General features: G+C 66.1%; 13 protein-coding genes and 1 pseudogene. 8 read left to right on the forward strand and 6 right to left on the reverse strand.

Annotated features, from left to right (window positions below):
* Window positions 1-106: 106 nt before the first annotated feature.
* The 4 genes from gcvH to ACQCSU_RS15445 are packed head-to-tail and all read left to right on the forward strand — an operon-like array spanning window position 107 to window position 3,377.
* The gene (gcvH, locus tag ACQCSU_RS15430) at window positions 107-490 is read left to right on the forward strand and encodes a glycine cleavage system protein GcvH (protein WP_426976145.1); all 384 of its coding nucleotides are present in this window, start codon (window positions 107-109) and stop codon (window positions 488-490) included.
* Window positions 487-1,812 (forward strand): serine hydroxymethyltransferase, encoded by a 1,326-nt coding sequence (glyA, locus tag ACQCSU_RS15435; RefSeq protein WP_426976146.1) that lies wholly within the window; start codon window positions 487-489, stop codon window positions 1,810-1,812. The genes gcvH and glyA overlap by 4 nt, the downstream gene beginning before the upstream one ends.
* Window positions 1,813-1,831: 19 nt before the next feature.
* Window positions 1,832-1,966, forward strand: coding sequence for a hypothetical protein (locus tag ACQCSU_RS15440; RefSeq protein WP_426976147.1), 135 nt, complete (start codon window positions 1,832-1,834; stop codon window positions 1,964-1,966).
* Between the two features lie 13 nt (window positions 1,967-1,979).
* Window positions 1,980-3,377 carry an L-serine ammonia-lyase gene (locus tag ACQCSU_RS15445; RefSeq protein WP_426976148.1) on the forward strand — a complete coding sequence of 466 codons (1,398 nt, stop codon included), beginning with the start codon at window positions 1,980-1,982 and terminating at the stop codon, window positions 3,375-3,377.
* 32 nt (window positions 3,378-3,409) lie between these two features.
* Here ACQCSU_RS15445 and ACQCSU_RS15450 read toward each other — a convergent pair whose 3' ends face one another.
* Window positions 3,410-3,799 (reverse strand): hypothetical protein, encoded by a 390-nt coding sequence (locus ACQCSU_RS15450; RefSeq protein WP_426976149.1) that lies wholly within the window; start codon window positions 3,797-3,799, stop codon window positions 3,410-3,412.
* On the opposite strand from ACQCSU_RS15450, the gene ACQCSU_RS15455 reads away from it, so the two are divergent.
* From ACQCSU_RS15455 to ACQCSU_RS15470, 4 genes and pseudogenes are all read left to right on the forward strand, one after another.
* Complete coding sequence (locus tag ACQCSU_RS15455) at window positions 3,792-4,880, forward strand: acyl-CoA dehydrogenase family protein (protein ID WP_426976150.1); 1,089 nt, start codon at window positions 3,792-3,794, stop codon at window positions 4,878-4,880. The genes ACQCSU_RS15450 and ACQCSU_RS15455 overlap by 8 nt on opposite strands.
* Window positions 4,881-4,987: 107 nt before the next feature.
* A pseudogene (locus ACQCSU_RS15460) lies at window positions 4,988-5,667 on the forward strand (enoyl-CoA hydratase/isomerase family protein).
* Window positions 5,664-6,527, forward strand: coding sequence for a 3-hydroxybutyryl-CoA dehydrogenase (locus ACQCSU_RS15465; protein WP_426976151.1), 864 nt, complete (start codon window positions 5,664-5,666; stop codon window positions 6,525-6,527). The pseudogene ACQCSU_RS15460 and the gene ACQCSU_RS15465 overlap by 4 nt, the downstream one beginning before the upstream one ends.
* A 31-nt stretch (window positions 6,528-6,558) precedes the next feature.
* Window positions 6,559-7,566, forward strand: a complete 1,008-nt coding sequence (locus ACQCSU_RS15470) for an alpha/beta fold hydrolase (RefSeq protein ID WP_426976152.1) — start codon at window positions 6,559-6,561, stop codon at window positions 7,564-7,566.
* Between the two features lie 187 nt (window positions 7,567-7,753).
* On the opposite strand, the gene ACQCSU_RS15475 is transcribed toward ACQCSU_RS15470, so the two are convergent.
* From ACQCSU_RS15475 to ACQCSU_RS15495, 5 genes are all read right to left on the reverse strand, one after another.
* A complete protein-coding gene (locus ACQCSU_RS15475) occupies window positions 7,754-8,938 on the reverse strand; it encodes a thiolase family protein (protein ID WP_426976153.1) in 1,185 nt (394 codons plus the stop codon).
* 71 nt (window positions 8,939-9,009) lie between these two features.
* Window positions 9,010-9,942, reverse strand: a complete 933-nt coding sequence (locus ACQCSU_RS15480) for a cytochrome b/b6 domain-containing protein (protein WP_426979810.1) — start codon at window positions 9,940-9,942, stop codon at window positions 9,010-9,012.
* Window positions 9,939-10,949 (reverse strand): electron transfer flavoprotein subunit alpha/FixB family protein, encoded by a 1,011-nt coding sequence (locus ACQCSU_RS15485; protein WP_426976154.1) that lies wholly within the window; start codon window positions 10,947-10,949, stop codon window positions 9,939-9,941. Before ACQCSU_RS15485 ends, ACQCSU_RS15480 begins: the two co-directional genes overlap by 4 nt.
* 14 nt (window positions 10,950-10,963) lie before the next feature.
* Complete coding sequence (locus tag ACQCSU_RS15490) at window positions 10,964-11,746, reverse strand: electron transfer flavoprotein subunit beta/FixA family protein (RefSeq protein ID WP_426976155.1); 783 nt, start codon at window positions 11,744-11,746, stop codon at window positions 10,964-10,966.
* 51 nt (window positions 11,747-11,797) lie between these two features.
* On the reverse strand, window positions 11,798-12,955 hold the full coding sequence (locus tag ACQCSU_RS15495; protein ID WP_426976156.1) for an acyl-CoA dehydrogenase family protein: 1,158 nt from the start codon (window positions 12,953-12,955) through the stop codon (window positions 11,798-11,800).
* Between the last annotated feature and the right edge of the window lie 25 nt (window positions 12,956-12,980).

Consider the following 12,980-nt stretch of genomic DNA (forward strand, 5'->3'; position numbering starts at 1 on the left):
CGCGGAGGAATTCGGTTTCCTGACGCGTAACCCGGCCACGGCTGATATCAACACCCAGCCACAATTGATTTAGCACCACGACCAAACCAAGACTTAGGAAAAACACATGGCAAGAGTTGCCCCTGAACTGCAGTACTCCGCCGAGCACGAGTGGGTTGCGCGGGAGGCCGGGAACGTTGTGTCCATCGGCATCTCCGCCGTGGCCACGGATGCCCTCGGCGACATCGTCTACGTGGATCTCCCCGAGGTCGGCGCAGCGGTGACCGCGGGGGAGACCTGCGGCGAGGTCGAGTCAACCAAGTCCGTCTCGGACCTGTACTCCCCGGTCACCGGCGAGGTCACCGAGATCAACCCCGCCGTCGTCGCTGACCCCGCGCTGATCAACAGCGACCCCTATGGTGCCGGCTGGCTGTTCAAGGTCGCTGCCGAGTCCGACGGACCGCTGCTCTCGGCCCAGGAGTACGCGTCCAAGAACGGCGGCGAACTGTGAGCGGCGCACATGCAGGCACAGTAACGTTCGAGCAGGTCATTTCCCCGAGCCTGGACGCCTTGCTGTCCGAGCTGGACCCGGAAATCGCGGCGCAGATCGATGCCGAGCTGACCCGCCAGCGGGACGGCCTGGAAATGATCGCCTCGGAGAACCACACCGCCGTGGCCGTGATGCAGGCGCAGGGCTCGGTGCTGACCAACAAATACGCCGAGGGCTACCCGGGCAAGCGCTACTACGGCGGCTGCGAGCACGTGGACGTGATCGAGCAGCTCGCGATCGACCGGGTCAAGGCCCTGTTCGGCGCCGAATACGCGAACGTGCAGCCGCACTCCGGCGCGCAGGCCAACGCCTCGGTCATGCACGCGCTGATCAAGCCGGGCGACACCATCATGGGCCTGAACCTCGCCCACGGCGGGCACCTGACGCACGGCATGCGGATCAACTTCTCCGGCCGTCTGTACAACGTGGTCCCGTACCAGGTCCGCGAGGAGGACCACCGGATCGACATGGCCGAGGTGGAGCGGCTGGCGCTGGAGCACAAGCCGGCGCTGATCGTGGCCGGCTGGTCCGCCTACGCCCGGCAGCTGGACTTCGCCGAGTTCCGCCGGATCGCCGACTCCGTGGGCGCCTACCTGATGGTGGACATGGCGCACTTCGCCGGGCTGGTCGCCGCCGGGCTGCACCCCTCCCCGGTCCCTTACGCGCACGTCACCACGTCCACGACGCACAAGACCCTCGCCGGTCCGCGCGGCGGCATCATCCTGTCCAACGACGCCGGCATCGCCAAGAAGATCAACTCGGCGGTGTTCCCCGGCCAGCAGGGCGGCCCGCTGGAGCACGTCATCGCCGGCAAGGCCGTGGCCTTCAAGATCGCCGCGTCCCCGGAGTTCAGGGAACGCCAGGAACGGGTCCTCGCCGGCGCCCGGATCCTGGCCGAGCGCCTGGTCCAGCCGGACGTCACGGCCAAGGGGATCAACGTGATCTCCGGCGGCACGGACGTGCACCTGGTCCTGGTGGACCTGCGCAACTGCGAGCTCAACGGGCAGCAGGCCGAGGACCGCCTCGCGGAAATCGACATCACGGTCAACCGCAACGCCGTGCCGTTCGACCCCCGCCCGCCGATGGTCACCTCAGGCCTGCGGATCGGCACCCCGGCACTGGCCACCCGCGGCTTCGGCGAAGCAGCCTTCGCGGAGGTTGCGGACATCATCGCCGAGGCCCTGACCGCCGACGCCGGCGCCGACCTGTCCGGTCTGCGTCACCGCGTGGAGGCCCTCGCCGCCGCGCACCCGCTCTACCCCTCGGTTGCCAACCTCGCCTAAGGGACGTATTACAGAAGTAGTGGCACTACAGATCACGACGCCGGGCCGCCGCCACCAGCTGCCGCCCGGCGTCGTGCATCCGGCAGCGATGCCGCCCACCGGCGGCCGCACAGCCCTCCGGCAGGACCATCTGCCGGACCACAGTTTGACCTAGTTAGGAACCGACAATGGCTGTTGGAGTCTTTGACCTTTTTTCCATCGGGATAGGACCGTCCAGTTCGCACACCGTGGGCCCCATGCGGGCCGCCGCGGTCTTCGCGGGTGAACTCAAGGCGTCCGGAGACCTGGACCGGGTGGCCTCGCTGCGCGTGGACCTCTACGGGTCCCTCGCCGCCACCGGCCGCGGCCACGGCACCATGACCGCCATCCTGCTCGGGCTGGAAGGCTACCACCCCGAGCGCATCCTCCCGGACGAGGTGGAGGAACGGCTTGCCGCCATCGCCGCAACCGGCACCCTGAACCTGGCCGGTGAGGTTCCCCTGCCCTACGGGGAATCCGACATGGTCCTACGCCCGCTCACCGTGCTCCCGCGGCACACGAACGGGATGACGTTCACGGTCTCCGACGCCGGCGGCGGGGTCCTCCATGGCGCTACCTTCTTCTCCGTGGGCGGCGGCTTCATCGTCCGCGAGGGCGAGGAAGAGGCAGCCCAGAAGGAATTGGACGAGTCCAAGAAGGAACTGCCGCTGCCGTTCCGCACCGCCGCGGAACTGCTGGGCCACTGCTCCGCCAAGGGGCTGTCCATCGGCGAGATCATGATGGTCAACGAGCGCGCCTCCAGGTCGGAGCAGGAGATCCGGGAAGGCCTGCTGCACATCTACTCCGTGATGGAAGGCTGCGTCGCAGTCAGCCTCAAGCGCGAGGGCCTGCTGCCCGGCGGGCTCAAGGTCCGCCGCCGCGCCCCCGACTGGCATGAGCGGCTCCTGAAGGAGGACACGGACCGGGACCCGAAGTACTGGCAGGAATGGGTCAACCTGATCGCGCTGGCCGTCAACGAGGAAAACGCCTCCGGCGGGCGGGTCGTGACGGCCCCCACGAACGGCGCGGCGGGCATCATCCCGGCCGTGCTGTACTACGCCCTGCACTTTGCCCCCGGCATGGACAAGGCCACCCAGCAGGACCGCGACGAGACGATCGTCAAGTTCCTGCTGACCGCCGCCGCCGTCGGGGTGCTCTACAAGGAACAGGCCTCGATCTCCGGCGCCGAGGTGGGCTGCCAGGGCGAGGTGGGCTCGGCGTCGTCGATGGCGGCCGCCGGCCTGGCCGAAGTCATGGGCGGAACCCCCGGGCAGGTGGAGAACGCCGCGGAGATCGCGATGGAACACAACCTCGGCCTGACGTGCGATCCGATCGGCGGGCTCGTGCAGATCCCCTGCATCGAACGCAACGCGATCGCCGCGGCCAAGGCCATCAACGCCGCGAAGATGGCGCTCTGGGGCGACGGCACGCACCGCGTCTCCCTCGATGAGGTCATCGTGACCATGCGGGAGACCGGCAAGGACATGAGCTCCAAGTACAAGGAAACCGCCATGGGCGGCCTCGCCGTCAACGTTCCGGAGTGCTGAGACTATAGTTCCAAGGCCGAGCGTGGCGGGACCTAGCGCGCGGTAAAGGCCGGTTCGGTGAGCTCCGCCACACGCAGCTCGTGTCCCCGCAGCACCACCTCAGCGAACTGCCACAAGATGGCGCCCGTTGGCGCGTGGACCACCATGTCACGGCGCAGCGGCATTTGGAGGAGCGAACCACCGGCTGGCTGCGGTTGCCAGCGCGGGACCCCCGGGGCCGTCAGGACCCCGAGTGGCAGCGGGTGCAGCGAGGCCACTTCGGCCGGATGCCGGCGGGGCCGCTGCGGCCCGTCCAACAGGACAACAACGGGAGTGATGACGATGCCGCGGCTGGCTGGAAAATCGTCCAGCACGCCAACGACATCGTCACGCGATGCCGCGATCCCGGTTTCCTCGTGCAACTCGCGCAGTGCTGTGTCCACAAGATCCTCGCCCGGATCCATCCGTCCGCACGCCAAGGTCAGGCAGCTGGTCATCAACCACGGGCTCGCCGCCATCAACATGCCGTCGGAATGGGGCGGCGCAGGCCTCAGCGTGCTGGAACACGCAATCGTCTCCGAAGAGGTGGGCAAGCTGACCGGCGCCCTGTGGGACACACTGTGGCGCCCGGCCAACGCCCTGAAGGCCTGCACCCCGGCCCAGCGCGAGGAATACCTGATCCCCGAAATTCGCGGTGAACGCCGCGACGCCGTCGCCATCACCGAGCCGGAGGCCGGATCGGACCCCCAGAACATCCAGACCACCGCGGTCAAGGACGGCGATCACTACATCATCAACGGTGAGAAGCTCTTCGTCACCGTCGGGGATGCGGCGGACTTCATCCTGGTGCTCGCCAGCGTGGATGGTGCCCCCACCATGTTCCTGGTGGACAAGGACCTCCCGGGTGTCTCCGTAACCCGCACCCCGCGCTACACGCACACCTTCGTCTACGAGCACCCCGAATTCCTTTTCGAGGACGTGCGGGTCGGTGCGGACAAAATCCTGGGTGGGATCGGCCAGGGCTACGAACTGACCCGTGACTGGTTCGTGGAGGAGCGGCTCATGATCGCGGCCCGCACCATCGGCGCCGCCGAACGGGCCACCCTGCTCGCGGCCGAATTCGCCAAATCCCGGGTGCAGTTCGGCAAGCCCATCCTGGAATTCCAGCTCATCCAGAACATGCTCGCCAAGAACACCGTGGACATCATGACCAACCGTGTGCTGACGTACCAGGTGGCCTGGGAAGCGGACCAGGGCATGGACCGGAAGCTCCTCAACGCCAAGGCGGCTGTCATCAAGCTCGGTGCCTCCGAGGCCTCCAACCGCTGCGTGGACAACGCCCTGCAGATCTTCGGCGGCCGCGGCTACATGCGTGAAAACCCGGTGGAACGCCTGTGGCGCGAACTCCGCGTGGATCGCATCTGGGAAGGGACTTCGGAGATCCAGACGGTCATCATCGGCAACGAAATCAACAAGCGGGGCGCTGAGGGCCTGCTGGGCTACGCCGGCGCGGTGGCCAAGTGACGTCGGTGGCACACACTGCAGAACCTCAATCCGCGGTGACCGGCCCCGCATCCCAGGATCCCGGCGTCGAGCCTCTCGTCAAGCTGCAGCGCCACGGCAAGGTGGTGGTGCTGCAGCTCAACCGTCCCGGCAAACTAAATGCCCTTTCCACCGCCTTGGAGCAGGCGCTTCTGGACGCGCTGCGCTCGCCGGAGGTGGCGGGCGCTTCGGCGATTGTGCTCGCGGGTTCGGAGCGGGCCTTCTCGGCCGGCGCGGATACGTCCGAGCTGCCGGAGATGACACCCCAGCGGATCGCGGCCTACTACCGGGGGAGCGGTTCACTGTATGAGGTCGTGTCGCGGTTGCCGCAGCCCACCGTGGCCGCCGTGTCGGGGTACTGCCTGGGCGCCGGCTTCGAGCTCGCGCTGGCCTGCGATATCCGGATCGCGGACCAGACTGCTTCGGCCTGCCGGAGGTGGGACTCGGCATCCTGCCCAGCTCCGGCGGCCTGACGCGGCTGGTCCGTGCGGCCGGCCCCGCCATTGCCCGGGAGATCATCCTGTTCGGAGAGCGCTTCCCGGCGGCAGAGGCGCACCGCCTGGGCCTGGTCCGTGAAGTGGTACCGGCTGGCGATGCCCTGACCGTTGCCCTGGCGCGGGCGGAGTTCCTGGCCGAGCAGCCGGCGATGGCGGTCGCCTGGACGAAAGCGGCAATCGACGCCGCCGCGGAGTCCTCGGCCTCGGCTTCGCTGCTCATCGAACAGCTGGCCTACGCCGCCCTCAACCGTCCCGCGGGGGAGCCCGGATGAGCGTCGGCGAATTCGAGCGGGTAGGCGTACTCGGGTGCGGACTCATGGGTTCCGGCATCGCGGAGGTCTGTGCCCGGGCCGGTGCCGGCGTTGTGGTTGTTGAAGCCGACGACGGCGCCGTGGCCGCCGGGCGCAAGCGGCTCACCGCTTCGCTAGAAAAGGCTGTGACTGCCGGCAGGCTGGATTCCGCGGACAAGGACGACGCCCTGGCCAGGATCAGCTTCGGTACGGATATTGAGGCCTTCTCGGACAGGCAACTGGTGATCGAGGCCGTACCCGAGATCATGGATCTCAAACTCGATGCGTTCCGGCGCATCGATGCCGTGGTCCGGGCCCGTGAGGCGATCCTGGCCTCCAACACCTCGTCGATGCCGATCGGCCGCATTGCTGCCGCCACCCGGCGCCCGGAACACGTCCTGGGGGTGCATTTTTTCAATCCGGTACCGGTGCTGCCCCTCGTGGAGCTCGTCACCGGTCTGCAAACGAGCCGCGACACCCTGGCACGGGCCCGCGCATTCGCGAACGGTCTCGGCAAGGAGGTCATTGTGGCCAAGGACCGTGCCGGGTTTGTGGTCAATGCCCTCCTTATCCCGTACGTGCTGTCCGCCATCCGCATGGTGGAAGCTGGTCATGCCTCGGCGGCGGACATCGACACCGGGATGGTGGCCGGCTGTGCGCATCCGATGGGCCCCTTGAAACTGGCGGATCTGGTGGGCCTGGATACTGCGCTGCACGTGGCCAACTCGCTGTACGAGGAATTCAAGGAACCGCACTACGCCCCGCCGCCGCTGCTCTTGCGGATGGTGGATGCAGGCATGCTGGGCCGCAAGAGCGGACGCGGCTTCTACGACTACACATAACTTCTACGACTACACATAGGAGGACACAGCCATGGATGTACTGACTGACGCTGTTGAAGCGATCCAGGTCCGGAATTCCGGCTTCGATCCGATGGGTCCGGTGGTACGCACCGCCGTCGTGGGCTCCGGCCGCACGGTGAACTACATCGACGACGACGACGGCGGGGCCGGGGCGGTTCCGCTGCTGTTCCTCGGCGGTGCCGGAACGACCGTCCGGGCATTCCGGCTCCTGGAGTTCGCGCGCTCGTTCCGGCAGGAGCTGGGGATCCGCGTGGTGTCCGTGGAGCGCAACGGACTGGGGCAGACGGCGTTCGATCCCGCCGTCGGATCTGCCGAGTACGCCGAGGACGTCTGGTCCCTGCTGGATACGCTGGGCATCGGCCAGGTCTCCGTCATTGCGATTTCCGGCGGGGGTCCGTACGCAGCCACGATCATTGCGGCCCGCCCGGGGCGGGTGCGCTCCCTGCATCTGGCCTGCGCCTTCGGGGAGATGCTGGAGGGCGCGGACTCCCACTTGGAGGCAGGAACTGTGGCGGCGGATCCGGTGGCCTGGTGGCGGTTCCCGGCCGAAAGTTCCGTCCACTCGATTCCTGGCTTCAGGGACTCGGTGATCGAGGAGGCCACGCGGGGGCTCTTTGCGAAGGGACGGGACGTTTCCCCCGAAGGGCTGAGACAGGCCTTTGAGCTGTACGCCTCCCAGCCGCTTCCGGACCTGTCGTCGGTCCGGGCCCCGGTGTTTCTGTACTGGGGGAGTGCAGACGAGCTGGTCCCTCTGGCACAGATGGAGCGCTGGAAGTCAGCGCTGGCAGGGCGCGAAACGGTGGAACGGGTCTATCCGGGCGAGGGCCACGATGTCCAGTATCGCCACTGGGATCAGATCCTGGCGGATGTGGCGTTCCTGGGTGGCCGGATTGTGGCAAGCAGCGACGGCCGGACACAGTTGATTGTGCCGATGGAAGAGGAGGGCTTCCTTGCGGCTGGCGGCGTCCTGGGGCTCGCCGCCTGGCAAGACCCGGCGGGCGCACCCGTCGAGGCCTGATCGGCTCCACATTTCAGCCATAGCGGGGCCCGCTTCAACCTGGATGTGTGTTCCTCCTGGCTGGCGCGGCCCAGGAACGCTCGTGATTGAAAGGTAGGCCACTTGCAGGGGCACCGCTGCTGCCGGGCCGCGTATGCCGGAGAGTTGCCCAGCGGTCCTTTGGCGGCTTTGGCCCGTAGTTTGCGGCTCAGGAAACGCGGCGGAACAAGGCAGCGAGGGCCTGGCCACCACCGATGCACATAGTGACGACACCCAGTTCCAGGTCCCGCCTCTTCAGATCCTTGGCGACGCGCAGGCTGAGCATGGCTCCTGTCGCCCCGACAGGATGGCCAAGCGCAATGGCACCGCCGTAGGGGTTGGTCTTCTCCGGATCGAGCTTCGCGTCGCGGATCACGGCCACTGCCTGCGCTGCAAAGGCCTCATTCACCTCGAACGCGTCGATATCGGCCGGGGTTGTCCCCGTCTGCGCGAAAAGTTTCTCGAGTGCGAGCACCGGCGCATAGCCCATCAGCTCCGGTTCCAGGGCCGCCGTCGTGACGGCTTCAAGGGTGACCAGCCCAGCCAATCCTCTCTCCGCAGCAGCGCTCCCGCTCGCCAGCACCACTGCGGCTCCGCCGTCGTTGATACCGGAGGCGTTTCCTGCGGTGACCGTTCCACCCTCTTCGAAGGCCGGGCGAAGCTTGGCGAGAACTTCCAATGTCGTGTCTGGTTTGGGATGCTCGTCGGCGACGACGGCCCTGCGGTTCCGGCCGCCGATCTGCACGGCCGTGATTTCTTCCGCGAATGCGGCCTTGGCGGCGTGGGTGGCGGCCCTGCGCTGGGATTCGAGCGCGAAGTCATCCTGGTCCTGCCGGGAGATGCCGTACTTTGCGGCCACGTTCTCGGCCGTGACGCCCATGTGCATGCCGTGGAACGGATCCGTGAGCATTGCGACAGTTCCGTCAACCAGGGTGCGGTCACCAAGACGGTAGCCGGATCTGGCGTTGAAATCGTAGAACGGCATCCGGCTCATTGACTCGTTGCCGCCGGCCAGCGTGAAATCCGCCCCGCTCCAGCGCATCTGCATGGCCGCCGACCAGATGGCCTGCAGTCCGCTGCCGCACAATCGGTTGACTGTGTAGGCGGGTGTGGATTTGGCGAGACCGGCAGCCAACGCCACACGCCGGGCGTTGTAGGCGTCCGGGCCGACCTGCCCGATGCATCCCATGACAACTTCGCTGATGTCCGCCGCTTCAATCCCTGAGCGCTCAAGGGCTCCTTTGGCGGCAATCGCTCCCAGCTCAAAGCCCGGGATGTCCTTGAAGACGCCTCCGTAACTTCCGATCGGTGTGCGGGCACCATCGAGAATGACAATCTTTTCTGCATCGCTCATGAGTGCAAGCTCTTTCCTCTGTAATGGCTCTGTTTTGGCAGCGCAGCTTGGCCCGGCACTGCACATTTTGCTCAGCGGGTGACGGATCCGCTCAGTGATGCGATGGGGCGCAGGAACAGGGGCCTGGCCAGGAACCAGGCGGCGATCATGAGCACCACGGAAGCCGCGAAGATCCAAAAGCCCACCCAACTGCCGTCGTCGCCCGCGCCGTACATGTGATTAAGGTTCTTCAGCGCGCCCGTGGCCAGGACCAGGGTCACGTGCACGATGACGAACCCCACGAAGTACAGCATGACCGGCAGGTGGACCGCCCGGGCCATCTCGATCGGATAGAGCCTGCTGAGTCTTGTGGCTTTCTTCGGCCAGAGCGAGGACATCCGCAGACCTGTGGCCAGCGCCAACGGGGCCGCCACGAAAACGGTCACGAAGTACGCCAGCAACTGCAGGCTGTTGTAATTGACCCAGCCGTTCTCAACCGGCCAATCCGTCGACGCGTACTGGATCGCCGCCGAGAGCGCGTTCGGGAACACCTCCCAGCTTGTCGGCACGATCCGCATCCACTGGCCGCTCGCAAAGAGCAGCACCAGGAACACAACACCGTTCAGCAACCACAAGGCATCGAGGCTGAGATGGAGCCACAGCTCAAGGCTGATCTTCGCCGGCGCGTTCTTCGTCCGGAGCAGTCCTTTGTTGTTCCGCGTCCAGTAGGTGTTCGGGCGGGCCGTGGTGCGCACCTGCCAGCCTGAACGGATGATCAACACGATGAACAGTCCGTTCAGGAAGTGCTGCCATTGAAGCCAGCCCGGCAACCCGACGGGGGCTGCCCCAGGCAATTCCGAGTGCCCGGGAAACTCGGCCACGAACGACTGGACACCGGGAAGGTCCCGGAGCCATTTGGCCACCAGGACGAGCACGAACAGGATCACTAGCGCAGCAAGGGCGGTCAGTGCAGGCCTGGACCCTTTGCTCCTGTTGCTCCTGGTCTTCGGAGTGGGTTTCGTCAATGCCATGACGCAACATTCTTCTCAAGGTTGGCGGAGCCGCCGCGGCGGGCTTCGATCGCTTCAATCAACTGCGGAACCACCGTGAAGACATCGCCGACGACGCCGAAGTCCGCGACGTCAAAAATCGGGGCGTCCGCGTCCTTGTTGATCGCGACGATGGTTTTCGCGGTCTGCATCCCGGCCCGGTGCTGGATCGCCCCCGAAATACCTAGGGCAACATAAAGCTGCGGTGAGACCGTAATACCTGTCTGGCCGACCTGTGAGCTCTGCGGAACGTACCCGGCGTCCACGGCCGCACGGGAGGCACCCACGGCCGCGCCAAGGGCATCCGCAAGCTGCTCAACGAGCACGAACTTCTCCTTCGAACCCAGGCCACGACCCCCGGAGACAACCCTCGCAGCGTCCCGGAGTTCCGGCCGGCCCGAGCCCTCGGCGGCATGGTTGACTGACTCGATCACGGCCGAACGAGCCGGATCTGCGGAAACCGTCACGGTAGTCACGGCCGCGGTCGACGCGGCGGCCCGCTCCTCGATGGCCCCATGCCGGACCGTCACAATGGCCAGGCCGCCCTCAATGGTGGATTCCACCGAATACGCGCCGCCAAAGACCGAATGCGTTGCCACAATGGGTCCGCCGTCCGAGCGCACATCGACAGCATCGATGGCCAGGCCGGCCTGGGTCCGGGCTGCCAGTCGGGCCGCAACGTCGCGGCCCTCCGTCGAGTTGGCGATCACCACTGCCGCAGGTTCCAGGGCTGATACGGCCGCGGAGAGTGCCTCCAGCTGCGGGGCAACCAGGAGCGAGCCGAGCTGTTCGCTCTCGGCCATGAAGACGTGCTCAGCACCGAGCGAGCCGAGCTCCCCGGCGAGATTCCTCCCGCTGCCGGGTGCCACGGCCACAACAGCCACGGGTGTACCGAGCTTGGCCGCGGCGGCCAGCAGGCCGGGAACGGAATTCCCCAGCCCTCCCGTGCTCGACGTTTCAATCAGAGTCAGTATGTTCGCCATGTCCAGCTCCTCCCTCAGACCAGGTGGCCTGCGACAAGGAAGTCCGCAAGCTCGATGCCTGCGTTTCCTGTATCGACAGTCTTTTTTCCGGCGGTGCGCGCCGGACGCTCACTCACGGAGACGACGACAGAACGGCCCAGCAGCGGAAGCATCGTGGCGGGGTCAATCCCCAAATCGGCCAGGGAAAGCACTTGCAAGGGCTTCCGCTTGGCTGTCAAGATTCCCTTGAAATTCGGGAAACGGGCCTCAGCGGCGCGCTCCGTGACCGAGATGACGGCCGGCAACGACGCGCCGACACGTATTGACCCGCTCTCGGTGCCGCGCTCCCCACGGACCATGTCCCCGGTGATCTCCACAGAATCAAGGAAACTCAGGTGCGGCAGGCCAAGGTGTTCGGCAACCATCGCCGGAACCACTCCGCCGCGGCCATCTGTGGACTCATTGCCTGCAACGACGAGGTCGAATCCCGCGGTTTTCACGGCGGCCGCAAGCACGACGGCGGTCCGTGCCACATCCGCTCCCGCGAGTGACTCATCGAGTACCTGAACGGCGGAGTCGGCGCCCATCGTCAACGCCTTCCGCAGTGACTTGGTCACGGCCTCGGGCCCCATCGAAACGGCAACGACTTCCGTCCCCTTGTGCGAGTCCTTGTACCTCAGCGCCACCTCCAGCGCGCGCTCATTGATTTCGTCGGCGACACTCTCGCCCGCACTGCGATCGAGTGCCCCCGAGGCGGGGTCGAGCTTGCGCTCTTCCTCGGTATCCGGCACCTGCTTGACCAGCACCAGGATCTTCATAGGACTGCTCCTTCTGTTGCTTTGACCTCGAATGGAAACGCGGCTCGCCGGCTAGAGGTTGCGGGAGATCACGAGCCGCATGATGTCCGAGGTGCCCTCTTCGATTTCCTCAAGCTTCGCGTCACGCATCCACTGCTCCACGGGATACTCGCGCGAGTATCCCCAGCCGCCCAGCGTCTGGACCGCACCCCAGGTGCAGAACATGGCCGTCTCCGAAGCCTGGAGCTTGGCCATGGCGGCGAGGCCGTTGACGTTCTCGCCGGCGTCGAGCTGCCGGGCGGCGTGCAGAGTCATCAGCCAGGAGGACTCGATGCGGGTCGCCATGTCGGCCAGGCGGAAGGCCACGGCCTGGTGCTCGATGATCGGCTTGCCGAACTGCGTGCGGGTGCGGGCGTAGTCGAGCGCGTACTCGTAGGCGGCGCGGGCCGCACCGCTTGCCGCCGCGGCAAGAACCACTCGCGAGATGTCGAACGTCTCCATGAGGCCGTAGAAGCCCTGGCCCTCACCGCCAAGGCGGTCCTCTTCCGGGACGAAGACGTTGTCGAAGAAGATCTCGCGGCAGACTATGGCGCGCTGGCCCATTTTCTTCATCGGCTCGCCGAAGGTCATGCCCTCGGCACCCTTTTTGATCAGGAAGGCCGAAACACCTTTCGAGCGCTGCGTCGGGTCAGTCTTGGCGAACACCACATACTGGTCGGCGAGACCGGCGTTGGAGATCCACGCTTTCTGGCCGCTGATCGAATAGCCGCCTGCGACCTTGTTGGCCCGGGTCACGATCGACGCCGAGTCCGATCCCGAGCCGGGTTCCGACGTGGCGAGAGACGTGAAGGAGGCATTGGGACCGACCAGCGGAGAGAGCCACTTTTCCTTCTGCTCGGGTGTGCCGAGCGCGAGGACCGGATCAGCAAAAAATCCGTTCGAGCAGACGAAGTTGCCGATGCCAGGGTCCCCCCAGCACAACTGCTCCTGGACGAGGCATTGCGTGAAGGCATCGGTGAATCCGCCGCCGCCATACTCCTCGGGAAGCATGAAGTCGGTGATGCCGATCTTCGCAGCACTGTGGAAGATGTCAACGGGCGACACCACGTCCGCCTCGTCAACTTCACGGCCGCGGGGACGGATTTCTTCGCTGGCAAACTGCCTACACAACTCAACGATGTCGCGTTGCTCATCGCTTAGCGGCCAGTACTCAGTGGCTTTTTTGGCCATGGTTTTCTCCTGTTTCTTTCTTGTG

The organism is Pseudarthrobacter sp. O4, assembly GCF_050157025.1.
Taxonomy (GTDB): Bacteria; Actinomycetota; Actinomycetes; order Actinomycetales; family Micrococcaceae; genus Arthrobacter.